This window comes from Pseudomonas sp. 2024-210, from assembly GCF_045062345.1.
Classification (GTDB): Bacteria; Pseudomonadota; Gammaproteobacteria; order Pseudomonadales; family Pseudomonadaceae; genus Aquipseudomonas.
In genome coordinates, this window is the sequence record NZ_JBJGEJ010000006.1 from 148,784 (window position 1) to 173,882 (window position 25,099).

Below are 25,099 nucleotides of genomic sequence, written 5' to 3' on the forward strand. Positions count from 1 at the left end.
TTGCGTGTTTAAACGTGACCCTGAGGCTGATGAGATACAGCCATCGATTTAGACCGAATGGTTCTAGATGGACTGCAAAGTTTTAGGCAATACCTTCGTAAAGGGTCTAGGTTTAAACCGAACGTATCCTATTCACGGACGGAATGACCTATGAACCTTTTTCAACGCATCCTGTTGTCGATCAAAGTAGTGGTACTGCTCACACTCAGCGCGTCGAGTGCGTGGGCGAGTAATCCTCTGACGCTTCCTGGTGTCGGGGCTTCAACCACGGGTGTGGCCGGGCCGACGGTGCATGCCATTTACAAATCTGATTCTGAACCGGGTGATCAAGGCCAGGGCGGTAGCTCGGGGGATGATGATCAGGTCGATGGGGACAGCGGCACGAGTGGCGAAGACTCGACCGATGGCGATGGTAAGACTGATCCCGACGATGATGACAGCGTCGATGACGGTAAATCCAGCGGCGGGCAGTACTGACTTGTCGCCTGTAGCCGCTGCCGAGGTACGAAGGCTGCGATCGGCGGCGCAGCCGTCGTAAAACCATGCAACGCGTTGCTTCAGAAACATCACAGGGTCAGGATTCACGGTCGCTTCGCGTCCGATCGCAGCCCTCGTACCTCGACAGCGGCTACAAGCGCCAGGCGCTGCGGTTTACCCAGTAAACCGCAGCACTCCCCTTACAAAAACTGCTCGGCGTAATGGCATGCTACTTGGCGGTTGTCGAGCAGGCGCAACGCTGGCTCGTCTGTGCTGCACAACTCGGTCGCATACGGGCAGCGCTTGTGGAAAGCGCAACCCGAGGGCGGGTTTAGCGGGTTGGGCAGTTCGCCGACAATCTTGATTTTCGGTTTGAGTGGGTCCGGATATATGGTCGGGGTCGCTGACAGCAGCGCTTGGGTGTAAGGGTGCAGCGGGCGGGTGTAGATTTCTTCCTTGGGGCCCATTTCAACCGGACGACCCAAGTACATCACCAACACGGTATCTGCGACATGACGCACCACCGCAAGGTTGTGCGAGATAAACACGTAGGCGGTGTTGAACTCTTGCTGCAAGTCCATGAACAGGTTAAGCACCTGCGCCTGAATCGACACGTCGAGCGCCGAAGTCGGTTCGTCGGCCACCAGCACTTTAGGTTGCAGCATCATGGCGCGTGCCAGGGCAATACGTTGACGTTGGCCGCCAGAGAACATGTGCGGGTAGCGGTGGTAATGCTCAGGGCGCAATCCCACTTGCTTCATCATGGCCTGGACTTTTTCGCGACGTTCGCTGGCGCTCAGAGTGGTGTTGATCAGCAGTGGTTCGGCCAGTTGATCCCCGACTTTTTGCCGCGGGTTAAGCGACGCATAAGGGCTTTGGAAGACCATCTGCACGTCTTTGCGCAGTTGCTTGCGCTCGGCTTTGTTGGCCCCGGTCACTTCCTGCCCAGCGATTTTCAGTGAGCCGGACGACGGTTCTTCAATCAGGGTCAGGGCACGGGCGAGGGTGGATTTACCACAGCCCGACTCGCCCACCACGGCCAATGTTTTTCCGGCTTCAAGTTCAAAGGAGACGCCGTTGAGGGCGCGTACCAATGCGTGACCTTTGAACAGGCCACGGGACACTTCGTAATGACGGGTTAAGTCGCGGGCAGTAAGAACGACAGTCATTACGCCACCTCCTGATTCAAGGGGAAGAAGCAGCGCACCAGGCTGTGGGCCTTGGGTTCCAGCGCAGGACGTTGTTGGCGGCAGGTGTCTTGCACATACGGGCAGCGCGGTGACAGCAGGCAACCGTTGGGGCGGTCATAACGACCGGGAACGATGCCGGGCAAAGTGGCCAGACGGTCAGCGCCCATGCTGTGTTCCGGGATCGCCGCCAGCAAGGCTTCGCTGTAGGGGTGGCCCGGTACGTCGAACAAGCCCGGTACCTGGCCGACTTCCACGGCTTGGCCAGCGTACATCACGCAGACTCGCTGGGCGGTTTCGGCCACCACGGCAAGGTCGTGGGTGATCAGCACCAAACCCATGTTTTGCTCGCGTTGCAGGTTGAGCAGCAAGTCCATGATCTGAGCTTGAATGGTCACGTCGAGCGCAGTGGTCGGTTCGTCGGCAATCAGCAGTTTAGGTTCGCCGGCGATGGCCATGGCAATCGCGACACGCTGGCTCATCCCGCCCGACAGTTGGTGCGGGTAGGCGTCCATGCGGCTGGCAGCGCCGGGGATTTCAACCTTTTCCAACAGCTCGATGGCGCGCTTGCGGGCCTGTTTTTTCGACATGTTGAGGTGCAGGCGCAGAACTTCTTCAATCTGGAAGCCCACGGTGTAGCTGGGGTTCAGCGCGGTCATGGGGTCTTGGAAGACCATCGCCATGTCTTTGCCGACAATTTGCCGACGTTGACGGGCGCTGAGGGTCAGCATGTTTTTGCCGTCGAAGTTGAGCGCGTCGGCGGTGACGATGCCCGGGTGCTCGATCAGGCCCATCAGCGCCATCATGGTCACGGATTTGCCAGACCCCGACTCGCCAACGATGGCCAACACTTCGCCTTTGTCGACCGACAGGCTCAGGCCGTCAACCACCGGCACGGCCGTGGCGTCGCCAAAGCGGACGTTGAGATTCTTGATTTCTAACAGTGACATGGGAATCTCCTCAGGCGGCGTTCTTGAGTTTCGGGTCGAGCGCATCGCGCAGGCCGTCGCCCATCAAGTTGATTGCCAGCACGCTGAGCAAAATGGTCAAACCGGGCAGGCTCACGACCCACCACGCGCGTTCGATGTAGTCGCGGGCTGAGGCCAGCATGGTGCCCCACTCCGGGGTCGGTGGCTGTACGCCAAGGCCCAGAAAGCCCAGTGCGGCGGCGTCGAGAATGGCCGAAGAAAAGCTCAAGGTGGCCTGAACGATCAGCGGTGCCATGCAGTTGGGCAGCACGGTGATGAACATCAGGCGCGGCAAGCTGGCGCCGGCCAGGCGGGCGGCGGTCACGTAGTCGCGGTTCAGTTCGCCCATCACGGCGGCACGGGTCAGACGCACGTAAGACGGCAATGACACCACAGCAATGGCGATCACGGTGTTGATCAGGCCAGGGCCGAGGATGGCGACAATCGCCACGGCCAGCAGCAAGGACGGCAAGGCCAGCATGATGTCCATCAAGCGCATGATGCTGGGGCCAAGGATGCGCGGGAAGAACCCGGCAAACAGTCCCAGAATCACGCCCGGAATCAGTGAAATGACCACGGACGACAAACCGATCAGCAGCGACAGGCGCGAACCTTCGATCAGGCGCGAGAGCAAGTCACGGCCCAGTTCGTCGGTGCCCAACAGGAACTGCCAGTTGCCACCTTCGAGCCAGACCGGCGGGGTCAGCAGGAAGTCGCGGTATTGCTCGCTGGGGTTATGCGGGGCAACCCACGGGGCAAAAATCGCGCAGAACACGATGATGCTCATAAAGATGAGGCCGGCCACGGCGCCTTTGTTTTTCGCGAAGGCGTGCCAGAACTCTTTGTAAGGCGATGGATAAAGCAGGCTTTGATCCACTTCTGTAGCGTTGGTTGGGGTGGTCATGGTCAGGATCTCAGCGCTGGTGACGGATGCGTGGGTTGGCAAAGCCGTAGAGGATGTCCACCACGAAGTTGACCAGAATCACCAGGCAGGCGATTAGCAGGATGCCGTTTTGCACCACGGGATAGTCCCGGGCGCCAATGGCTTCAATCAGCCATTTGCCGATACCGGGCCATGAAAAGATGGTTTCAGTCAGCACGGCACCGGCCAGCAGGGTGCCGACTTGCAGGCCGACCACGGTGAGTACTGGGATCAGCGCGTTACGCAGGCCGTGTACGAACACCACACGGGCGGGCGACAGACCTTTAGCACGGGCGGTACGGATGTAGTCTTCACGCAGCACTTCAAGCATGGATGAACGGGTCATCCGTGCGATCACGGCCAACGGGATGGTGCCCAACACAATGGCGGGCAGGATCAAGTGGTGCAGCGCATCCCAAAAGGCTTCGGGCTCATCGCTGAGCAGGGTGTCGATGAGCATGAAACCTGTTTTGGGTTCAATGTCGTACAGCAGGTCGATGCGTCCGGACACCGGCGTCCAGCCAAGACCGACGGAGAAGAACATGATCAGAATCAGGCCCCACCAGAAGATCGGCATTGAATAACCTGCCAGGGAGATCCCCATCACCCCGTGGTCAAACAACGAGCCGCGCTTGAGTGCCGCGATCACACCGGCCAGCAACCCGAGGATGCCGGCGAACAACAGCGCGGCCATCGACAGCTCAAGGGTGGCCGGGAACAGTGCGGTAAATTCGGTCCACACGCTTTCACGCGTTCTGAGCGATTCGCCAAGATCGCCGTGAGCGAGCTTGTCGATGTAGTCAAAGTATTGCTCATACAACGGTTTGTTCAGGCCCAGGCGTTCCATGGCCTGTGCGTGCATTTCGGGGTCGACCCGACGCTCGCCCATCATGACTTCGACCGGGTCGCCGGGAATCATGCGAATCAGGGCAAAGGTCAGCAGGGTGATGCCGAAGAACGTGGGAATCAACAATCCCACTCGGCGGGCTATAAAACTAAACATCGTGTGGTGTACCTCATCAGCCGGTTAGGCAGGTCCGCCAGTGCTCGGTAGAACCCTGGCGGGTGTTTTATTGTTCTACTTCACCTGGGTGGTGGCGAAGTTGTTATTGGTCAGCGGGCTAAGGGTATAGCCCTCGACGTTTTTGCGCATCGCTGTAAACAGCATCGGGTGCACCACATTGATCCAGGGTTGGTCCTGATTGAAAATCACCTGCGCCTGTTCATAGAGTGCGGCCCGCTTTGCGGGTTCAGTGATGTTGCGGGCGTTGGTGATCAGGGCTTCGAAGTCCTTGTTGCACCAGCGGGCGTAGTTTTCACCGTTTTTAGCGGCTTCACAGCTGAGCAGCGGCGTCAGGAAGTTATCTGGATCGCCGTTATCGCCGCCCCAGCCGGTGGACACCAGATCGTGCTCGCCACTTTTGGCGCGCTTGAGCATTTCCCCCCATTCCATGACGCGAATATCCAGCTTGATGCCGATTTGCGCCAGATCCGATTGCAGGAGTTGTGCACCCAGCATCGGGTTGGGGTTGGTCGGGCCGCCGCCGTTGCGAGTGAACAGGGTAAAGACTTGCCCTTCAGGTACACCGGCTTCCTTGAGCAGAGCGCGGGCTTTGTCGAGGTCGCGGGGTGGAGTCGGGATGTTCTTGTTAAAGCCGAGCATCGTAGGCGGATACGGATTTATTGCTAGCAGGGCATTTCCGGCACCGTGCACGGTATTGAGATAAGTCTGCTTGTCGAAAGCCATGTCGATGGCTTTGCGCACGCGGACATCATTCAGATACGGATGGCTTGAGTTGATGGCGATGTAGCTGGTCATCAGCGCAGCCAGTTCATCGACCTTTAGATTCGCGTCGGTGCGGATGTTTTTGACGTCATCGGGCTTGGGGTAAAGCGCGATCTGGCATTCGTTGGCCTTGAGCTTTTGCAGGCGCACATTGCTGTCGGTGGAAATGGCAAAAATCAGCACGTCGCTGGGCGGCTTGCCGCGAAAGTAGTCGGGGTTGGCTTTGAAGCGTACCTGCGCGTCTTTGTTGTAGCGCACGAACATGAACGGCCCTGTGCCGATCGGCTTGCTGTTCAGCTCGGCTGTTTTGCCGCTCTTGAGCAATTGGTCAGCATACTCGGCCGAATAAATAGAGGTGAAGGGCATGGCCACGTCGCTCAAAAAGGGCGATTCGGCTTTGTTGAGCGTGATTTTGACGGTCAGGTCGTCGACTTTTTCGACGCTCTTGAGCAAGTCTTTAAAGCCCATGCTTTCGAAATAGGGGAAACCGACCAGCGAAAGCTTGTGCCAGGGGTGATTCGGGTCCAGCTGGCGCTGAAAACTCCAGACCACATCATCGGCATTCAGGGTTCGGGTCGGTTTGAAATAGTCCGTGGTGTGAAATTTCACGCCGGGGCGCAGGTGAAAGGTGTACTCCAGGCCATCCGTGCTGATGTCCCAGCGTTCTGCCAGTGCGGGCACAACATCGGTGGTGCCGGGCGCAAAGTCGACCAGACGGTTGAGGATGGTTTCCGCAGAGGCATCGGCCGTGACGGCGGTGGTGTATTGAGCGATGTCGAACCCTTCAGGGCTGGCTTCGGTACAGACCACCAGGTTTTTGGCGCTGACACTGACAGCGGTGCTGAGCAGTGCCACGGCCAGGGCAGTGCGTAGTGGACGTTTTTTCATTGCAACCCTCTCCAATTGGTTGAGCCAGCGTAACGACTACGGCTGATTCGTCGAATCAGCCGTAGTGTTCAGGGGTGTAAGCGGTGTTTTACAAAATGTTGAATGGAATCGTGGTGACCACGCGGAACTCGTTGATGCTGCCGTCAGCCTGATTGGTGCTGGCGCGGTGTGTGGTGTACGTGGCGCGAATGGCAGTGGCTTTCAGTGGGCCGCTTTGGATTGCATAGGACGTGCCAACGCTGTACTCGTAGTGGTTTTCACCGTCCATATTGCGCACGTCATAGGCGGTGCCTTTGTAATGAGTACCGTCGATGTCCCAACCACGGGCGTGGTAGGCGTTGAACTTCAGACCCGGTATGCCGTACTGCGCCATGTTGATGCTGTAGGCCAGTTGCAGCGACTTCTCGTTCGGGCCGTTGAAGTCCGAGAGCAAGGAGTTGGCCAGGTAGATGCCGTTGGTTTCATGCAGGTAGTCGAAGTACTCATCGCCCACGATTTGCTGGAACGACAGGCTGACGGTGTGTGCCTGATGGGTCAGGGCAAAAGCCAGGCTGTACGCATCGTTGTTGATGTCCCCCATGGCCTTGCTGCCGGTGTCGAGGGTCTTGTAGTAGTTGAAGTTGGTGTTCAGGCCCAGCGTGGCGTTGTCACCGATGTCGTGCACGGCGCCGAAGTAGTACTGGTTCCAGAAGTCTTCTACGTGGGTGGCGTAGAGCGTGGTTTTCAGGTTTTTGAAGGGCTGGTAGTTAAGGCCAGCGACGCTGGCGCGGTCTGTCTCAACCCCGGTGGCGCTGTATTCACTGCGAAACTTGCTCAGGCTGGCTTCGGTACGCGGCGACACGCGATCAAACGAACCCGCGTCAAAGGACAGGTTATTGAACTCTTCACTGTGCAGCGCTACACCCTGGAAGCTGGAAGGCAATGCACGGTTGCCAATCACGTCGATGGTCGGGCTGCTGAAGTTCTGTCGGCCTACGGTCAGTGTGGTGTTGGAAATGCGGGCGCTTAGATTGGCCAGCCCCAGTTTGCTCCACTGGCCCACAGCGTCGCCGTTATGACGGGTCAGGGTGCGGTTGTTGTCACCGGCAATGTCATTGATGTCGCGATCCAGTGCAATGGCGTTGTAAGCCGCGAATTGGGTGCTGAACCCGACGGTGCCCTGGGTGAACCCCGAGGTGTAGTCAAGGATGGTGCCCTGTACCCAGTTGATCCGGCGCGGGGTGGTTTTTGTTTCGCCGTGATCGTTGTAGGTAAAGCGCCCGTCCCGGCGCTTGAGTTCATTGGCATACCAGTTGCGCGTGGTGCCGCTCAAGGTTTGTTCTTCAACAAAGCCTTTGGTTTCGCTTTGAGCGCTGGCACCGGTTTTCAGTTCGGTGGCAATGAACTCATCGGCGTGGGCCATGGCGGCCAGGCCGCTGATGGACAAGGCTAACAACGCGCTGCTTGTGACTTTCATGGTTGAGGCTCCTTACTGCTTTTTTTATTGCCGGCCTTTATTGGTTTGACCTGGCTGTTATGGAACGTTGAAGCGTTGAAAACCTGTGCCCGCCCTGTGACATGCACACCTTCAACTCACCCTCCCAAGGGGCTGGCTGAAGGTGAACACAGGGGTGGGGTTATTCCTTGAGGCTGACGCCCGAAAACGCGTTACGTCCAAAAGGGCTGACCGTGAACCCTTCAACGTTGGCGCTAACCGGCTGGTTGACCGTCGAGTGCGCAATCGGAGTCATGGGCACGTTTTGCTTGATCAACTGCTGGGCTTGTTTGTACAGCACAGTGCGCTGGTCGCGGTCGGTGATGGCTTTAGCATTTTTGACCAGCGTGTCGTAGGCCTTGTCGCACCACATGGAGTAGTTGTTGCCACCAATGGCGTCGCAGCTGTAGAGGGTGCCGAGCCAGTTGTCCGGGTCACCGTTGTCGCCGGTCCAGCCAATCAGGCTGATGTCATGTTCGCCATTTTTGGTGCGTTTGATGTACTCGCCCCATTCATAGCTGATGATGTTGACCTTGAGCCCGATCTTGCCCCAGTCCGCTTGCAGCATTTCGGCCATCAGCTTGGCATTCGGGTTGTAGGGCCGTTGTACCGGCATGGCCCACAGGTTGATCACGGTGCCTTCTTTGACGCCGGCCGCCTTGAGCAACTCTTTGGCTTTTTCGGGATTGTAGGGGGTGTCAGTGATGGAGTCGTCGTAAGACCACTGGGTGGGCGGCATGGCGTTCACGGCCTTTTGTCCCGCGCCCTGATACACCGCTTTGAGAATGGCGTCCTTGTTGACGGCCATGTCCAGCGCCTGACGCACAGGAAGCTGGTCGAGCGGTTTGTGTTGAACGTTGTAGGCAATATATCCAAGGTTGAAGCCGGGCTTTTCGATGACCTTGATTTTCGGGTCTGCCTTAAGACCGGCAATGTCGGCCGGGCGCGGATTGAGTGATACCTGGCACTCGTTTTTACGCAGTTTTTGCATGCGCGCCGAGGCGTCGACGCTGATCGAGAAAATCAGGTTGTCGAGCTTGACCGCGCTGGGGTTCCAATAGTCCTTGTTGGCCGTATAGCGAATGTTCGAATCTTTTTGGTAACGCTGAAACACATACGGGCCAGTACCGACCGGTTTCTGATTGATGTCGCTGGGTTTGCCGGTCTTGAGCAATTGATCGGCATATTCGGCGGACAGAATCGCGGCAAAGCTCATGGCGAGGTTTTGAATGAACGCGGCGTCGACCGAGTTGAGCTTCATCACAACGGTCAACGGGTCAGTTTTTTCAACGCTGGCGATGTTCTTGTCCAGGCTCATTCCGGTGAAATACGGGAACTCGGTCGGGTAAGCCTTACGGAACGGGTGCTCAGGGTTGAGCATGCGGTTGAACGTGAAGAGCACGTCATCGGCATTGAAATTACGGGTCGGAGTAAACCATTTGGTGGTGTGAAATTTCACATCGTCACGCAAATGAAAGGTCCACGTCAGTCCGTCTTCGGATACGTCCCAGCTTTTTGCCAATGCGGGAATGGCGGCCGTGCCGCCTTTCTCGAATTCGGCAAGACGGTTGTAAATCGGTTCTGCCGCGTCATTGTCGGTGGCGGTGGTGTATTGCGCGGTATCAAATCCGGCAGGGCTGCCTTCCGAGCAGAAGACCAAGCTGCTGGCGGCGTTTGCGAGCGGGCTTGCGGCCAGAATTCCGGCGCTGAGTAATACAGATAAAACCACTGGGTTGCGCATGAAATTGCCAATCCTTTTTCTTGTTTTTGAGTCCTGCGCGCACGTTTTGATTGCGCGCGAAGGGCTCAGGGCGTCGTTCTCATCAGCTACGGTTTTTTACCTGGCGCAATAGACTGGCTATGCGTCGACGTTAGGGAGTCGACGCATAGGAGTAAATGCGGCAGGACTGACAATCGTGTAGGAAATATCTCTAAGTCCTATAGCTCTTGCTGTAGTACGCAGTGGCTTTAGGCTGACGGAAATTTCCGATTGCGAGGGGATAGGGGGGATGCGACGTTGTCGCCGCATTTACCCTTTACCTTATTTGCTGACGCTCACGCCGTAGAAGGAGTTCAAGGCAAACGGACTGATCTTGAAACCCTCCACGTTTTTGCGCATCGGCTGATACACCGTCGAGTGGGCGATGGGTGTCATGGGCACTTGTTGTTTGATCAGTTGCTGCGCCTCTTGATAAAGCTTCGTGCGCTCAGCCACATCGGTGGTGGCTTTTGCGGCTTTGACCAGCTTGTCGAACTGCGGATTACACCACTTCGAAAAGTTGTTGCCTTCAATTGCGTCACAGCCAAACAGGGTGCCCAGCCAGTTGTCCGGGTCACCGTTGTCGCCACTCCAGCCAATCAGCATTGCGCCGTTCTCACCGCCCTTGGAGCGCTTGATGTACTCGCCCCACTCATAGGTCATGATCTTGGCGTTGATGCCAATCTTGGCCCAGTCCGATTGCAGCATTTCAGCCATCAGCTTGGCATTCGGGTTGTAGGGACGTTGAACCGGCATGGCCCATAACGTGATTTCGGTACCTGGCTTAATGCCCGCTTCCTTGAGCAGCTCTTTGGCTTTCTCAGGGTCGTAAGGGGCATCCTTGATGGTCGTGTCATAGGACCATTGGGTCGGCGGCATGGAACCGACAGCCAGTTGACCGGCACCTTGATAGACCGAGTCGATGATTTGCTGTTTGTTCACCGACATGTCCAGCGCTTGGCGAACCTTGAGCTGAGCCATCGGGTTGGGCTCGTTGCTGCCCTTGATTTTGTCCATCACGTTGTAAGCGATGTAGCCAAGGTTAAAGCCCGCTTGCTGCGGCATTTGCAGGTTCGGATCAGCTTTTAGCGCCTCGAGGTCGGCAGGGCGCGGGTAAAGCGTCACCTGACACTCATCCTTTTTCAGCTTTTGCATCCGCACCGACGGGTCAGTGGTGATGGCGAAAATCAGGTTGTCGATTTTGACGTCTTCAGGCTTCCAGTAGTCCTTGTTGCCGGTGTAGCGGATGTTCGAATCTTTCTGGTAGCTCTTGAATACAAAAGGGCCGGTGCCCACTGGCTTTTGGTTGATATCAGCCGGTTTGCCTTGCTTGAGCAGTTGTTCGGCGTATTCGGCAGACTGGATGGAGGCAAAGCTCATGGCCAGGTTCTGGATAAACGCAGCGTCGACCGTGTTAAGGGTGAATTTGACGGTTTTGTCGTCAATCTTTTCCACCTTGGCGATGTTTTTATCCATGCCCATGTCGGTGAAATAAGGGAATTCGGTGGGGTAGGCCTTACGGAACGGCATGTCTTTATCGAGCATGCGGTTGAAGGTAAACAGCACGTCGTCTGCGTTGAACTCGCGGGTCGGTTTGAAATACGGCGTGGTGTGGAATTTGACGCCGTCACGCAGGTGGAACGTCCAGATCAGGTTGTCGGGGGAGACGTCCCAGCTTGTGGCCAGACCAGGCTCAACGGCGGTGCCGCCGCGTTGGAATTGGCTCAACCGGTTGTAGATGGTTTCGGCCGAGGCATCGAAATCCGTACCGGTGGTGTATTGGCCCGGGTCAAAACCGGCAGGGCTGCCTTCGGAGCAATACACCAGATTGGTTGCCGCCGAGGCGAAAGGTGCGCTGGCCAGCAGGCTGGCGCCCACTAACAACGGAATGACCGCGAGTTTAAACATGGAGACCTCATGATTTTTATCGTTTTTGATTTGAGGGCGACCTTGTGAGTCGACCTGGCGATACTTATGCACGGCCCGTACCCAATGCAATATGTGTATGAGTGTGCATGCGCAAAAGGTGGAACGTGCGTACAAGAATGTCGCTTATCTGTAACTTATGACGCATTTGATCGTTTGCGTCACGGTTTTCGACTCATTTAGTTACATGCTTGCGACGTCTTGGCGCGCCCAATGCCCAGCTTTGGTGCGGGGCTGTTACTTATCCAGACTTTTGGCGGTCTTGCATGTAAGTCCATGCTTTAAATGCTGTAAGAATTTTCTAATATTGTGCTTGGCGCGCTCCCCACTATTACGCCGGGCGTAAAAAAGCCCTTGATGCGACACCGCTTCAAGGGCTTGGGGAAACGTACGCCGGCTTATTGCATCTGTATTTCAATCACGCCGTCAGCACTCATGCTGACCTCGCTGGTCCCGGCTTCGATTTCGGGAGTAGGGGCCGAGTCCATCGCAGGAGCGGCGGCTTTCATCATCATGGCGCCGCGCATATAGGGTTGCGGGTAGCCATTGCTGTTGAGGTTCAGGCTTACGATTTTGTAACCTTTGCCGCCCAGGGCATCGCTAGCCAGTTGGGCGCGGGCCTTGAAGGCGTTGACCGCATCTTTGAGCAGTGCATCTTCGCTGGTTTTGCGCGTGGCATTGGCCACGGTGAATTGCATATTGCCCATTTTAAGGGTTTGCATCAGTTCGCCCGTCAGCTTGGACAAGGCTGCGAAATCGGTACTTTCCAGGCGTAACTCTGCACGTTCACGCCAGCCGGTGATTTTCTGGGTTTTGTTGTCGTAAATAGGGAAGCTGTTACGCGACCCCTGCCGCAGGGTCACTTCCTTGACCTGTTTGGCCTGATTCAGGGCGTTATTCATAGTGGTGGTGATTTCCGCTGCCAGCTTGGCCGAGTCGCTGTTTTGCGCTTCGGTGTACAAGGTCACGATCATCAGGTCGCGAGGAACCTCCTGGCTGGCCTCCGCACGCAGTGACACCTGATTGTAGTTAACGCCTTCGGCCAACGCCGGTAGGCTGGCGAATGCGCCGAGGGTCAAAGTCAGAACGGCTGCAGTGCGTTGAAACGTCAACATGAAAGCTCCTTGAATGAACACGCAGTCTTGTTCGGCTGCGTTGATTTATAAGACTGTAGTGAGTGGCCATCCGTTCGCCCAGTTACAATTTCACTACAACTGCACTGTGCTACAGGTTGGCGCAGGGGCGGCTAATAGCCAAAAATCCAGAAATTACACTGTGGCCCTTTGCCGCACTTGTGTCTGTCAGGCCATCAGCTTGGTTATACTCCGTGCGAATCGCCTGCAGTGCTCATCAGGAGAGCTCATGCTCGCCCCCGAACAGTTAGTGTCCGTTACTCGCCAAAATCTCTGGCGCCTTACCATTATCCGCACCCTCGTGCTGGCCGCGCAGGCAAGTTCGGTAGGCATTGCCTATCTGTTCGACCTGTTGCCGCTGCCGTGGTTTCAGCTGTGCCTGACGTTGGCTTTCTCCATGCTGCTGTGTGCGTTCACGGCCATCAGGTTGCGCACTACATGGCCGGTTACCGAGTTGGAATACGCACTCCAGCTGGCATGCGACCTGTTTATCCACAGTTCCTTGCTGTATTTCTCGGGTGGTTCGACCAACCCGTTTGTCTCGTATTATTTGGTGCCGCTGACCATCGCTGCCGTCACCCTGCCATGGCGGTTTTCGGTGGTGCTGTCGTGCATCGCACTCACGCTGTACACCTTGTTGCTGGTGCAGTCTTACCCGTTGGACACAATGGCGTTCTTCCGCGAAAAACTGCAGATCTACGGGATGTGGCTGAGTTTTGCGCTGTCGGCGGGGGTTATTACCTTTTTTGCTGCAAAAATGGCCGAAGAGTTGCGTCGCCAAGAAGAGCTGCGCGCATTGCGCCGCGAAGAGGGGTTGCGCGATCAGCAATTGCTGGCGGTCGCCACCCAAGCTGCGGGCGCAGCGCATGAGCTGGGTACACCCTTGTCGACCATGAGCGTGTTGCTTAAAGAGATGCGCAGCGATCATCCGGACCCGGAGTTGCAAGAAGACTTGAGCGTGCTTCAGGATCAGGTCAAGTTGTGCAAGGAGACCTTGCAGCAACTGGTGCGTGCCGCTGAAGCCAATCGCCGTCTGGCCATTGAAGTGCAGGACGTCACCGAGTGGCTGGATGAAGCGCTGCATCGCTGGCACTTGATGCGCCCCGAAGCGACCTATCGCTTTAATTGTCTTGGCCATGCGCCGATACCGCGCATGGCGCCGCCCCCCGATTTGACCCAGGCACTGCTCAATTTGTTGAACAATGCAGCAGACGCCTGCCCGGAAGGGCTGGAAGTGTCCCTGGACTGGGATGCGGTAGATGTCACTATCAATATTCGTGATCATGGCCCCGGGGTCCCGTTGGCCATCGCAGAGCAAATCGGTAAACCTTTTTTTACAACCAAGGGTAAAGGCTTCGGTCTGGGCCTATTCTTGAGCAAAGCCAGCGTGACACGCGCAGGCGGCTCGGTAAAACTCTACAGTCATGAGGATGGCGGCACGCTCACCGAGCTGCGTCTGCCACGTGTCGCCCGAGGAAATGAAAATGAGTGAAGAAATTCAGGTCGAAGAAGAAGAGCTGCCGCATTTGTTGCTGGTAGACGATGACGCCACGTTTACCCGGGTGATGGCCCGCGCCATGTCACGCCGCGGTTTTCGCGTCAGCACCGCCAGTTCGGCTGATGAAGGGCTGGAGCTGGCCCAGCAGGACCTGCCGGACTTTGCCGCGCTGGACCTGAAAATGGACGGCGATTCAGGTCTGGTTTTGCTGCCCAAACTGCTGGAACTCGACCCGGAAATGCGCGTGGTCATCCTGACCGGTTATTCGAGCATTGCCACCGCGGTTGAAGCGATCAAACGCGGTGCCTGTAACTACCTGTGCAAGCCCGCCGATGCCGACGACGTATTGGCGGCCCTGCTGACAGAGCATGCTGATCTGGATTCTCTGGTGCCGGAAAACCCGATGTCGGTGGACCGTTTGCAGTGGGAACACATCCAGCGTGTGCTGGGTGAGCATGAAGGCAATATCTCTGCCACCGCCCGCGCACTGGGCATGCACCGCCGCACCCTGCAGCGCAAGTTGCAAAAGCGCCCGGTACGACGCTGAACGAGAGCTGTAGCCCCTGCGTTGCGAGTGGCAACGCAGGGCACATGCTAGAGTGCTGGCTTCGTATTCCGGAGCAGGTCATGAGCCATTTTTCTCGTTGTATTGCCGCCTTGTTACTGATGGCCAGCTTGCCGTTGGCGGCGGCTCCCGCTGTGGCGCCACCGTTGCATGCGCAGTTTTTGCCGGCTGACGATCTGCAACTGCGTGCCGAGGCGCCCGAGCAGCAGCAATTGATGCTGGTGACCACCTACTCCGTGGTGGTGGGTAGCCAGCGTCAGTCCAATCAACAGCCGATTCCGGTCACATCGCCTCTACTGTTGCGCCTCAAGGGCAAGCCGATGAGCCAGGGGGCGACGGTGCGTGAGGTGCTGATTTCATTCGATGGCGAAAGTAAAAGCCTGAAAAAGCCGACCTTTGACAGTAAAACCCGCACCTTGAGCCTGTCTTATCCGCTAAGCCAATACCGCGTGATTATGGATTTGCTGCGCAATGACACGGTGTACGTACAGTTTTTGACCTATGCCAACGGTCATATTTGGGCTGACCTGCACACGGGCAGCGTGCGTGCACGATAAGCCAGCCTTGGGTAAACTGCTGGCCCCGTGAAGTATGAGCAGGCTGGAGTCGGACATGCGTAAAGACAAAAAGCAGTTGATTGGTGATGAGATTGGCGACGAGCAGATCAAGTTGTTCCTGGACTTCGAGCCTGTAGACGCCACTTCACCCTCGCTGCACAAACTGATCAAAGCCTATCGTGGCCTGCGTATTGACGATTTCGAGCGTTTTCTGGGTTTCTTCAAAGAAGCCGGGTACGACCTTGATGGCAAGGACGAGCATGGCCAGACCTTTGTCGACCTCATCAAAGACCAGCGCAATGCTGCTGAGTACATCGCACTGATCGAGCAAGCTCGCTGATCCTGTAGCAGCTGACGAGGAACGAGGCGGCGTCCGGCGGCGAAGCCGTCGTAAATTCAGGTGTCACGTTTTATCAGGCAAAACGCACACTCAGGTTTTACGATTGCTTCGCAACCGGACGCCGCCTCGTTCCTACGGCAGCTGCTACGGACTCAAGACCCTTCCTACGAATCGCATTCGCTTTGGCGCATGGGGCTTTTGCGTGGGCGAACAATACTCGAGGGTGAAGCGGGCCATAAGGACTATGGGCCGATGACTCACGAGGATTGAACAATGATGCGTACGTTTGCAGGGGGAACAGGTCTGATACTGGGGCTTTTTGGCTCAGCCGCGCTGGCGTTGGATCAGGTGCTGGAGGTCGAAATATTCAACGCTACGGCGCATGACATTACGCCGGGCAAAGATTTTTCATGGTTGAACTCGTCAGATAACGCGGGGCATGACTTTGTTGTTTCACCGGGCAGCAGTCAGGAATTGATTTATTACTTGCCCGAGTCCCGGGGCACCCAAGCATTCACTTACCAATATGGCGAGCAAGCCTGTCATTTCGGCTTTGGCCACCTTACGCCAGATTCGGCTAACCTTAATCGTTGGGTGGGGGCCAAATCTGTCGGTTCAATGCCTGCTTTATGCAGTGCCGAACAGATTGCCGTACCCGACGACGATGAGTTCGTCAGCAACGGCGGCTCACGGGTGATGTTTACGATGCGCTGAGGCAATAAAAAAGCCCGCGCTCCATTGTGGAGCGCGGGCTTTTTGTTCGCCCTGTTATGGGGCGCGAGTGTTACGCGATGCTGGTTGCGGAGCTCGGTGCGACCAGCTCCAGCAACTCGGAGTTGCGGGTGCTGATTTCACGGTACAGCTGAGCGTCGGTTTCGAGGACTTTTTCCCGGGCCGGGAAGATTTCCTTGAGCTTGGTTGCCCATTCACCTTTGGCTTTGTCGGCGAAGCAGCGCTCGATCAGGTCAAGCATGATCGAAACAGTCACCGAAGCACCCGGCGATGCGCCCAACAGCGCGGCCAACGAGCCGTCCTTAGCCGCTACCAACTCAGTACCGAACTGCAACACACCGCCTTTTTTCGGGTCTTTCTTGATGATCTGAACCCGTTGGCCGGCCACTTCAAGGCGCCAGTCTTCTGCTTTGGCTTGAGGATAGAAACGACGCAGGGATTCCAGACGTTGCTCCATCGACTGACGCACTTCACTGACCAGGTATTTAGTGAGATCCATGTTGTCGCGAGCCACGGCGAGCATGGGCCCGATGTTACCTAGGCGAATCGACATTGGCAGGTCAAGGAACGAGCCGTGCTTGAGGAACTTGGTGGTGAAGCCGGCGTAAGGTCCGAACAGCAGGGACTTTTTGCCATCGACCACACGGGTGTCCAAATGCGGAACCGACATCGGCGGCGAGCCAACCGCAGCCTGGCTGTACACCTTGGCCTGATGTTGTTTGACCACGTCTGGATTGTCGCAGCGTAACCACTGCCCGCTGACCGGGAAGCCGCCGTAACCTTTACTCTCTTCGATGCCGGAAGCTTGAAGCAGTGGCAGGGCCGCGCCGCCAGCGCCCAGGAACACGAACTTGGCATCAATGTGGCGGGTATTGCCGCTGTTGATGTCTTTGATGCTCACTGTCCAGCCGCTGCCATTGCGTTTGAGGCCAGTGACTTTTTTGCTGTACTTGATCTGAGTGTCCGGTGCGCTGCCCAGATGTTTGAGCAGTTGCTGGGTCAGTGCGCCGAAGTTGACGTCAGTCCCCTGCATCACGCGGGTGGCCGAGATGTGCTGATCCGCAGGGCGGCCCGGCATCATCAGGGGCATCCACTCGTTCATGACGGTTTTGTCTTCGGTGTATTCCATCTCGGAAAACGCATGGTGCTGGCTCAGCACTTCAAAGCGTTTTTTCAGGAAGGAAACCCCTTTTTCGCCTTCAACGTAGCTCAGGTGAGGAACCGGGCTGATGAAGGATTTGCACGAGCCGAAGGTTCCTTTTTGCGCCAGATAGGCCCAAAACTGTTTCGACACTTCGAACTGGGCATTGATATGCACAGCCTTTTTGATGTCAATCGAGCCATCGGCCGCTTGCGGCGTGTAGTTCAGTTCACAAAGACCAGCGTGACCGGTGCCGGCGTTGTTCCACGGGTTGGAACTTTCTGCAGCACCTGAGTCCATCTGCTCAACAACTTCCAGCGTAATGCCGGGGTCGAGCTCTTTTAGCAGCACGGCAAGAGTGGCACTCATGATGCCCGCTCCAACCAGTACTACGTCGACTGCTTCGTTATGCGCCATTAACGCGTCTCCAAAATCTACGGCACCAAATTGACGGCATAGCGGCCAGGTGTTTCGAGGCGTCAATCAGGTGTGCCTCAAGCCACGCGTGGCCAGGATCGCCATGTCCGATTCTCGCAATTTCTTGCTACTTCAGCGGACGCTTCCAATCGGGCCTTGAAGGTTCATATGAACGCATTTCGGTTCCCGACAGGCAATTCGACTTAAGGTCTAGAGCGTCCGATTGTGCAACCAGATCCGATGCGGACAGGCTTCAGTCTCGTGCTGTGGAGCCGACTTCGATCCTGCTTGGTGAGGTTGTTTCAGACGCTAATGGTGCATGTTCAGACGCAAAACTTTTCATTTGCTCGCCACACTCTTGTGAAGTTGTGAAAACCCGTTTTTTTTTCACGCTCTCTTGAAGACGTGAACCTCAAAAAAGGGCTGCCGCACGCGTGGCACCGAACACCAGTGGCCGAGCGTTATGACAGCTCTGGCAGACCGTATGAAAAATGGGGAACGACGCCTGAAAAATCAAGCGCCCCCCTTTCACAGGGTCTGTGTGGGCGGCTCTCTGTGGGCGGTGCGGGGGAGCTAATACAAGCGCATTAGCAGTGCTGCGAGGCCCGATCAGGAGACGTCCTTATAATCGGGGGGAGAGTGTATCGAAGAAACGCGGGCAATTGACCCTGTTTAGTGACTTTAATTGGTTCGCCGGTCAATTTCTTTGCATTCGACCCTGTTGGTGACTGCTCGACTATCGCGCAAAGCCGCGCACCGCAAGCCGCTAGTTCGCAGGGACAGTGCACCGCTATACTGGCGACCTGTTTTACCCTGTCCTGGAGAGATGAGCATGTTGCAACGTCTGTTGTTCGGTTTGATTACTGTGACCAGTTTGACGCTGGTCGGTTGCGCCCACAGCCCGCAGCAGCTTAGCCCGCAACCCAAGCTGACAACCCAGCTGGCCCCCGTGGGCCGCGGCCAGCCGGTCGTCGTGCGTGTGGTAGACGGGCGTCCGTCGCCCACCTTGGGAACGCGTGGCGGCATGTACCCCGAGACCAGCGCGATCAGCGTCAGCAGCACCGACGTGATTCCTAAACTCCAGGCTCAAGCTGAAGCCGCCGTGCGTTTGCTGGGTTTCACCCCCACCAGCAACGCAATGAATGCGCCGACGCTGACCGTGACGCTGGCGGAGCTTAAGTATCAATCGCCCAAAGACACCATGTACGTGACCGAGGCCACCATTGGTGCGACGTTTCGCTCTGATGTGAAAAACGGCGGGCGTACCTACAGTGGCCGTTATGGCGCCTCGCTGGATCAGCGCTTCGGTATGGCACCCAATCAGGAAACCAACACCAAGCTGGTGAGCGATGTGTTGAGCGACGCACTGACTCGCGTGTTCAAAGACCCGAGCATTGGCCGTTTGCTGAGCGAGTAATCGCGTGTAAACAAAAAGCCCGAACGTGCTGCGTTCGGGCTTTTTTGTGCGCGCTGTTTTCAGGCCGCTTCGGCATACACCTCAAGGAGACTGACCCCGGTGAGCAGATCCAGCTCGGGCAGGTCAGCATGGGTGTGGCCGCTCAAGGCGCAAAACACCAGCCAGTGGGGGTCCTGCACGTTAAAGGCCAAGCCCTCGATCAGTGCTTGCTGTTCGTCGCTGGGTGCGATGAGGTAAAGACGATCCTGATTTTCTGCGTGCAGCATGACAATCTCCGTGTCGGTGTCGAGGGGCCACAGAGTGACCCTTCTTGATGACGATACGGTGACAGCAGAAATTAGCACCCGATGTTCTCGAAGCAGTTGCCGAAGGCGACGTCCGATTGCGCAGCGATCGTAAACCTGAATTCGCGCTGCGTCTGAATGATTACGACGACTGCGTCGCCGGACGCAGCCTTCGGCAGCTGCTACGAAAATGAGAGGAGTTAGAGGGGTAATCCGGCCTTGATCCGGTACTGATTACGCACCGGCATCGCGTATTGCAGCACCAGATACGGACGATGTTCCGCCGGGCAGGCGTCAAGACGGCGTTGCCACTCTTGTTGGGCCTTGGCCAATTCTTCGGCAGGGAACACCTCGGCAGCTTTGGGCACCTGCAATTGCGGGTCTGCGTCGCTCCACTGGGCATACGCCAGGTAGTGCGCAGGGAACAGGCGATAACCACTGAGAATATGACGGTCCATTTCGGCGGCCAGCAATTTGCTGTCTTCGAATGGCTCGGTCACGGGTTCGGCAAAGTTGATGTGCACGCGGCCTTTGTAACCCGTAATGCCGTTGGCAATGCTGGTGTCGTCTTCGCCCGGTGCTTTGGTGTAAGTGCCGGTGGTGGCGCGGATATAGAGTTCGCGGGCCTTAGCTTGATCACAGGGGTCGTATTCGTAGCTGATCGACACGGGTGTCAGGTTTAGCGACTGAATCACCTCGGCAAAGGGCTCATTTTTACGGCTCATGTGAAACATTTTCAGGATGGCCGAATCAGTGCGGTCATCACCGTCCTTGGCGCGGCCTTCGGCTTGGGCAATCCAGATCGACTGACAATCATTGATGATCGAATGATTGATATACGCCGACAGCAGTTGATACGCCGCCAGTTTTTCGCGACGCCCGGTAATTGAGCGGTGCACGATAAAGCTTTTGTTCAGGCGCATCAGGTCGCTGACAAAGGGTTTTTGCAGCAGGTTGTCGCCAATGGCGATACGTGGCGTCGGCAGACCCGCGTGGTACACCGCGTAGTTGACGAAGGCCGGGTCCATCACGATGTCGCGGTGGTTAGCCAGGAACAGATACGCACTGCCGGGCTTGAGCCGCTCGACGCCGGTGTAGGTCACGCCGTCTGTGGCGTGACCGATGGTGCGGTCTACATAGACTTCAACTTTGTCCTGTAAAGTGGCGACCGAGGTGACACCTGCGAACTCTTTGCGCAGGCGATGCGCTATAAGGGGTCGTAACAACCAGCCGAAAGCGCCCGCCAGACGCGGAAAGCGGAAGTGGGTCAGGATTTCCAGAAACGCCTTGTCGCTGAGCAGCCGGGCCAGCACGGCTGGGACTTCGGCGTCGTTGTAAGGTCGGATGCTATCGAATTCGCCCATCATGCTCTCTTGTTGGAAACAGCTAAGGTTAGTACACAGGGCAGGACACAATAATAGCCCTGCAAATAGACGGCGATTATACGCACAAGTCACCCTGGAGACCGCGATGCTTGAGACCGAACCCTATGACTGCCCGTATTGTGGAGAGCCGGCAGAGGCGGTCATCGACCTGTCGGGCGGCGATCAGCAGTACATAGAAGACTGCCCGGTGTGTTGCCGGCCTATCAGGTTCACGCTTCAGACCGATGGTCATGAGTGGATGCTGGAAGTCCACAGCGAGAATGAAGCGTGAGTGACGGCCATGAGACGTATCTACGAACCACAAAACCTGATGGAAGCCGAGCTTTTGCTGGGGATGCTGGACAGTGAGGGTATTTACGCCCGTCTCGACGGGCGTGATCTGGTGGGGGGGACAGGCGAGTTGCCCGCGTTGGGTTTACTGGGACTGACGGTGGCCGATGATCAGGCGCGGCACGCGCGCGAGCTGATCGATGCGTACAATGCGGCGTCTCCCGTGGCGGACGATGAGCCCCCAAGCTTCCCGGATGTGCTCGAGTGTTGAGTTTCTAGCCACCTTTATATAGAAGAGTTGTACAGCCCCATGTGTGGACGTTTTGCCCTGTTTCGTTGGAACCCTGCGTTTGCAGCCTTGCCCGGTTTTCCGGCAGATCAGCAGGTGCAGTGGAATATTTCGCCCAATGACTCGGTGTTGATCCTGCGTGCCGAAGCCGAAACCGGCCAGCGTAATCTGGCGCGTGCACGGTGGGGGCTGACCCCGCCGTGGCTCACCGACCTGTCGCGCACGCCGGCTCATGCCCGTGCCGAAACGGTCGTCGAGCAGCCCATGTTTCGCGATGCCTTTAACTTGCGTCGCTGCCTGATTCCGGCCAATGGTTTTTACGAATGGCGCGGCACTACGCGAAAACGCCCTTATTGGCTGACGCCGGGCGAGGGGGCTTCGCTGTTTTTCGCGGGTATTTGGGAGGCGTACCCGGTGGACGGGCATGTGTGGCTGAGCACTGCGGTGATCACTCAAGCGGCGGCGAGTCAGCGTCGACCGTTGATTCTTGATGAGGCGGGCCAGCAAGCCTGGCTCGACCCTGAAACCCCGCTGCATACCCTGCAAGCGCTATTGGCAGCGCCGCAATCGCCTTTGCGTGAGCGGCCGTTGGCCAATCTGGTCAATGATCCCAAGCTCAATGCCCCTGAGTGCCTCACACCGGGCTAAGCCTCAAGTCTGGTTAGCCACGCCACGCCACTCCACGCGCGAGACACCTTTTTGGTGTCTGGGCGTACCTAAAACCCTCTGGTAGCTGAGTCACGGCTCTAGCGCAGTTGTCAGCGCGCGCCTACCATGAGCACCACGTTTATGGAGGCGGATGATGGGCAAATTAGCGGTTGTGTGTGCAGTGGGCGCCGGGTTGCTGCTGGGGGGGTGTCAGGCGGTGAACACCACCAGTGGCGGAGCGGTCGGTGTAGAGCGCAAGCAGTACATGTTCAGCATGCTGTCGAGTGAGCAGGTTGACCAAATGTATGCGCAGTCGTACCAACAGACGGTCAGCGAAGCGAGCACCAAAGGCGAGCTGGATAAAACCAGTGCCAACGCCCAGCGCTTGCAGGCCATTGCCAATCGACTGATTGCTCAGGCACCGGCATTCCGTCCGGATGCAGCGCACTGGAACTGGGAAGTCAATTTGATCAAGAGTGACGAACTCAACGCCAACTGCGGGCCGGGCGGCAAGATCATCTTTTACAGCGGCATCATTGATCAGCTAAAGCTCAATGACGATGAAATTGCCGCGGTGATGGGCCATGAAATTGCCCACGCCTTGCGTGAACACGGGCGTGAGTCGATGTCCAAGGCTTACGGCATCGAAATTGCCAAACAAGGTGCGGGAGCATTGCTGGGATTAGGGCAGGACAGCTTGCAGCTGGCCGACACAGTGGTGAACTACAGCCTGACGTTGCCCAACAGTCGCAGCAATGAGAACGAAGCAGATTTGATTGGTCTGGAGTTGGCGGCGCGGGCGGGTTACAACCCGAACGCGGCGATTACGCTGTGGCAGAAGATGGGGCAGGTTTCGCAAAGTGCACCGCCTGAATTCATGAGCACTCACCCGGCCTCTACTAGCCGTATTGCGGCACTGGAAGCGGCGATTCCCAAGGTGATGCCGCTGTATCAGCAAGCGGCCAAGACCCAGTAACGGCTGGGCCCTCACCCCAACCCTCTCCCAAAGGGAGAGGGGGCTGATGTGTGGTGTTGCACAGATCTGGTTTTGCTTTTGCTTTTAGTCCCCACTTCCAAAGGGAGAGGGGGCCAGACGGTGGCGTTGCGCAAATCTGCTTTTGCTTTTAGTCCCCTCTCCCTCTGGGAGAGGGCTAGGGTGAGGGTCGCTTTTAAACCCAGCCGCTGATCACCATCGCCTTGTACACCGCCACTGCCGCCAGCACAAAGAACGCAGTCGCAGCCAGGCGGCGGATCAAGGTCAGTGGCAGTTTATCCGCCGCAAAATTACCGGCTATCACCACCGGTACGTTAGCAATCAACATACCCACGGTGGTGCCGATAATCACCAGCCACAAGTCTGGATACTGCGCAGCCAGCATCACAGTCGCCACTTGGGTCTTGTCGCCGATCTCGGCAATGAAAAACGTAATCAGAGTGGTCACGAAAGGGCCGTACTTGCGCGCAGTACTGGCTTCGTCATCGTCCATTTTGTCCGGCACCAGCGTCCACAATGCGGTCGCGGTAAAGCTGGCGGCCAAAATCCAGTGCAGCATCGCATCCGTGAAGAAGCTCCCGATCCATGCACCTACGGCACCGGCCGCTGCGTGGTTGGCGAGGGTCGCGACCACGATGCCAGCAATAATCGGCCAGGGTTTGCGAAAGCGTGCGGCAAGAATAAGCGCGAGGAGTTGCGTCTTGTCGCCGATTTCGGCCAAGGCAACGATTGCAGTAGGAACGAGTAAGGAGTCGAGCATCATCAGGTAGTTTCCAGGGGCGGGTCGACACGGCTATGACACGTACAGCCTTCCCGCCCCGGGTAAGGTGTTCGTGTCATAGGTCTTGTCAAACCCTGGTCCATCTGTGTGGACACCTGGGTCGCATGCACCATGGTCTGTTGACCAAGTATGTTGACGCATGCCGGACGAGCGTGAGGCTCGTGGGAGACTACTCCCCTAGGACGGAGCGGATTCTGCCTAGGCAAATCCGATCCGGCAAGTCCTTATTTTCAAATGGCTTCAACGACGCTTGGCGCTGTAAATGCGAAAACCCGAGCCTTCGGCCTTGACCGTGCAGTGGCCAAATTGCGCTTCGATCAGCGGTTGGTAACGCAGGAAACTGTTGGCAACCAAGCGGAGTTCGCCACCTGTTTTCAGATGTTTGACCGCTTTTGTTAGCAAGTTCTCAGTGGCGTGATAATCGGTGTGGACGCCGACATGAAACGGCGGATTGCTCAAAATAGTGTTCAAACCCATCGGTGCAGCGTCGATGCCATCACCGGTAATCACCTCCGCTTCCAGACCATTTGCGGCCAGCGTCAGACGACTGCTGGCGGTGGCAAACGCATCGACATCGAGCAAGGTGACGGTGTTATGCGGGTAGCGACGCTTGACCGCTGCACCCAAAACCCCCGCACCGCAGCCAAAATCCAGCACGTGGCCGCTCGGCAGTTTGTCCAGGTGTTCCAGCAGCAGCGCGCTGCCGCGGTCCAGTCGACCGTGGCTGAATACACCTGGCAGGCTGACGACTTTCAGTGGGCCTTCTGCCAGTGGCAGTTCGTAGTGTTGAGCGAGGTCGGCCAATACCGGGGCTTGCGGAGCAGTCTCGACCGTCACTTGCCACAGTTGGCAATGCCGTGCGCTGTCGAGTTTGCGCGGTTTGCCCAGCGCCAGCAGTTGCTTGGAAGCGCCTTCGATACCGCCCTTTTTTTCACCGACCAAAAACACATCGGCACCCGGCAGGCGGGCGGCGACAGCTTTGAGCACGTAATCAGCCAATTCCTTGGATTTGGGCAAAAACACCACCGCCGTGTCGAAAGCGCGCTCAGGCACCTCAACGCCAAAGTGCACGCGCCCAGCAAAGCGGGCGTCGAGCGCGGCCTGATCACCCGCATGCCAGCACCACCCGTGGGCATTGGGCAGTTGGCCGAGTAAATCATCGGCCGGTAAACCGACTAACAGCAGCGAGCCTTGAAAGTATTCAGGCTGACGAAGCAGTACTTCACTGCGCGGATCCATAATCTGCTCCTCAAAAAAGGGG

The 25,099-nt window shown here is 57.0% G+C and carries 25 protein-coding genes and 1 riboswitch; of the genes, 11 read left to right on the forward strand and 14 right to left on the reverse strand.

From position 1 onward, the window contains the following. Positions 1-150: 150 nt before the first annotated feature. Positions 151-477: a hypothetical protein gene (locus ACI7MX_RS11115; protein ID WP_314490710.1), complete on the forward strand. Its 327-nt coding sequence runs from the start codon at positions 151-153 to the stop codon at positions 475-477. A 200-nt stretch (positions 478-677) separates the two neighbouring features. Here the strand turns inward: ACI7MX_RS11115 and ACI7MX_RS11120 are convergent, their stop codons facing one another. The 9 genes from ACI7MX_RS11120 to ACI7MX_RS11160 form a co-directional block, all read right to left on the reverse strand. Then, entirely contained in the window at positions 678-1,646 is a 969-nt protein-coding gene (locus ACI7MX_RS11120) for a peptide ABC transporter ATP-binding protein (RefSeq protein ID WP_405586781.1), read from the reverse strand. After that, complete coding sequence (locus ACI7MX_RS11125) at positions 1,646-2,614, reverse strand: ABC transporter ATP-binding protein (RefSeq protein WP_405586778.1); 969 nt, start codon at positions 2,612-2,614, stop codon at positions 1,646-1,648. The genes ACI7MX_RS11120 and ACI7MX_RS11125 overlap by 1 nt, the downstream gene beginning before the upstream one ends. Before the next feature lie 10 nt (positions 2,615-2,624). Further along, positions 2,625-3,536, reverse strand: a complete 912-nt coding sequence (locus tag ACI7MX_RS11130) for an ABC transporter permease subunit (RefSeq protein ID WP_146384289.1) — start codon at positions 3,534-3,536, stop codon at positions 2,625-2,627. Positions 3,537-3,546: 10 nt separating this feature from the next. Then, the gene (locus ACI7MX_RS11135; protein WP_314490720.1) at positions 3,547-4,557 is read right to left on the reverse strand and encodes an ABC transporter permease subunit; all 1,011 of its coding nucleotides are present in this window, start codon (positions 4,555-4,557) and stop codon (positions 3,547-3,549) included. A 75-nt stretch (positions 4,558-4,632) separates the two neighbouring features. Next, entirely contained in the window at positions 4,633-6,228 is a 1,596-nt protein-coding gene (locus ACI7MX_RS11140; RefSeq protein ID WP_405586774.1) for an ABC transporter substrate-binding protein, read from the reverse strand. 88 nt (positions 6,229-6,316) lie between these two features. Then, the gene (locus tag ACI7MX_RS11145) at positions 6,317-7,684 is read right to left on the reverse strand and encodes an OprD family porin (protein ID WP_314490725.1); all 1,368 of its coding nucleotides are present in this window, start codon (positions 7,682-7,684) and stop codon (positions 6,317-6,319) included. Between the two features lie 160 nt (positions 7,685-7,844). Then, positions 7,845-9,443, reverse strand: a complete 1,599-nt coding sequence (locus ACI7MX_RS11150; protein ID WP_314490727.1) for an ABC transporter substrate-binding protein — start codon at positions 9,441-9,443, stop codon at positions 7,845-7,847. A gap of 300 nt (positions 9,444-9,743) precedes the next feature. Then, positions 9,744-11,369: an ABC transporter substrate-binding protein gene (locus ACI7MX_RS11155; protein WP_405586769.1), complete on the reverse strand. Its 1,626-nt coding sequence runs from the start codon at positions 11,367-11,369 to the stop codon at positions 9,744-9,746. 416 nt (positions 11,370-11,785) lie between these two features. Further along, entirely contained in the window at positions 11,786-12,502 is a 717-nt protein-coding gene (locus ACI7MX_RS11160) for an SIMPL domain-containing protein (protein WP_405586766.1), read from the reverse strand. Positions 12,503-12,749: 247 nt separating this feature from the next. On the opposite strand from ACI7MX_RS11160, the gene ACI7MX_RS11165 reads away from it, so the two are divergent. From ACI7MX_RS11165 to ACI7MX_RS11185, 5 genes are all read left to right on the forward strand, one after another. Next, positions 12,750-14,012, forward strand: coding sequence for an ATP-binding protein (locus tag ACI7MX_RS11165; RefSeq protein WP_314490736.1), 1,263 nt, complete (start codon positions 12,750-12,752; stop codon positions 14,010-14,012). Further along, complete coding sequence (locus ACI7MX_RS11170) at positions 14,005-14,565, forward strand: response regulator transcription factor (protein ID WP_122785776.1); 561 nt, start codon at positions 14,005-14,007, stop codon at positions 14,563-14,565. The genes ACI7MX_RS11165 and ACI7MX_RS11170 overlap by 8 nt, the downstream gene beginning before the upstream one ends. Positions 14,566-14,645: 80 nt before the next feature. Beyond that, positions 14,646-15,140, forward strand: coding sequence for a hypothetical protein (locus ACI7MX_RS11175; protein WP_314490739.1), 495 nt, complete (start codon positions 14,646-14,648; stop codon positions 15,138-15,140). 55 nt (positions 15,141-15,195) lie between these two features. Next, complete coding sequence (locus ACI7MX_RS11180) at positions 15,196-15,480, forward strand: PA4642 family protein (RefSeq protein ID WP_314490742.1); 285 nt, start codon at positions 15,196-15,198, stop codon at positions 15,478-15,480. Positions 15,481-15,753: 273 nt separating this feature from the next. Further along, complete coding sequence (locus tag ACI7MX_RS11185; RefSeq protein ID WP_405586761.1) at positions 15,754-16,194, forward strand: hypothetical protein; 441 nt, start codon at positions 15,754-15,756, stop codon at positions 16,192-16,194. Positions 16,195-16,264: 70 nt separating this feature from the next. Here the strand turns inward: ACI7MX_RS11185 and mqo are convergent, their stop codons facing one another. Next, positions 16,265-17,770, reverse strand: a complete 1,506-nt coding sequence (gene mqo, locus ACI7MX_RS11190) for a malate dehydrogenase (quinone) (RefSeq protein WP_405586758.1) — start codon at positions 17,768-17,770, stop codon at positions 16,265-16,267. Positions 17,771-18,602: 832 nt separating this feature from the next. Between mqo and ACI7MX_RS11195 the strand changes: the two genes are divergently transcribed. After that, positions 18,603-19,187: a YajG family lipoprotein gene (locus ACI7MX_RS11195; RefSeq protein ID WP_314492589.1), complete on the forward strand. Its 585-nt coding sequence runs from the start codon at positions 18,603-18,605 to the stop codon at positions 19,185-19,187. Positions 19,188-19,246: 59 nt separating this feature from the next. Here the strand turns inward: ACI7MX_RS11195 and ACI7MX_RS11200 are convergent, their stop codons facing one another. Both ACI7MX_RS11200 and ACI7MX_RS11205 read right to left on the reverse strand, forming a co-directional pair. Then, on the reverse strand, positions 19,247-19,453 hold the full coding sequence (locus tag ACI7MX_RS11200; protein ID WP_405586754.1) for a hypothetical protein: 207 nt from the start codon (positions 19,451-19,453) through the stop codon (positions 19,247-19,249). 218 nt (positions 19,454-19,671) lie between these two features. Beyond that, on the reverse strand, positions 19,672-20,838 hold the full coding sequence (locus tag ACI7MX_RS11205) for a 1-acyl-sn-glycerol-3-phosphate acyltransferase (protein ID WP_405586751.1): 1,167 nt from the start codon (positions 20,836-20,838) through the stop codon (positions 19,672-19,674). 103 nt (positions 20,839-20,941) lie between these two features. Between ACI7MX_RS11205 and ACI7MX_RS11210 the strand changes: the two genes are divergently transcribed. The 4 genes from ACI7MX_RS11210 to ACI7MX_RS11225 all read left to right on the forward strand — a co-directional run bounded on the left by ACI7MX_RS11210 (position 20,942) and on the right by ACI7MX_RS11225 (position 23,039). Continuing rightward, the gene (locus ACI7MX_RS11210; RefSeq protein WP_314492580.1) at positions 20,942-21,127 is read left to right on the forward strand and encodes a CPXCG motif-containing cysteine-rich protein; all 186 of its coding nucleotides are present in this window, start codon (positions 20,942-20,944) and stop codon (positions 21,125-21,127) included. A 9-nt stretch (positions 21,128-21,136) separates the two neighbouring features. After that, positions 21,137-21,397: a putative signal transducing protein gene (locus ACI7MX_RS11215; RefSeq protein WP_314492579.1), complete on the forward strand. Its 261-nt coding sequence runs from the start codon at positions 21,137-21,139 to the stop codon at positions 21,395-21,397. A gap of 39 nt (positions 21,398-21,436) precedes the next feature. Continuing rightward, on the forward strand, positions 21,437-22,063 hold the full coding sequence (locus ACI7MX_RS11220) for an SOS response-associated peptidase (RefSeq protein WP_405586747.1): 627 nt from the start codon (positions 21,437-21,439) through the stop codon (positions 22,061-22,063). A 154-nt stretch (positions 22,064-22,217) separates the two neighbouring features. After that, positions 22,218-23,039 carry a M48 family metallopeptidase gene (locus ACI7MX_RS11225; protein WP_405586744.1) on the forward strand — a complete coding sequence of 274 codons (822 nt, stop codon included), beginning with the start codon at positions 22,218-22,220 and terminating at the stop codon, positions 23,037-23,039. Between the two features lie 193 nt (positions 23,040-23,232). Here ACI7MX_RS11225 and ACI7MX_RS11230 read toward each other — a convergent pair whose 3' ends face one another. Together ACI7MX_RS11230 and ACI7MX_RS11235 are read right to left on the reverse strand one after the other, a co-directional pair. Continuing rightward, positions 23,233-23,817: a TMEM165/GDT1 family protein gene (locus ACI7MX_RS11230; RefSeq protein WP_314492591.1), complete on the reverse strand. Its 585-nt coding sequence runs from the start codon at positions 23,815-23,817 to the stop codon at positions 23,233-23,235. Between the two features lie 91 nt (positions 23,818-23,908). Beyond that, positions 23,909-24,028, reverse strand: a riboswitch (yybP-ykoY riboswitch). Between the two features lie 50 nt (positions 24,029-24,078). Next, complete coding sequence (locus tag ACI7MX_RS11235; RefSeq protein WP_146384268.1) at positions 24,079-25,077, reverse strand: class I SAM-dependent methyltransferase; 999 nt, start codon at positions 25,075-25,077, stop codon at positions 24,079-24,081. Positions 25,078-25,099 lie beyond the last annotated feature (22 nt).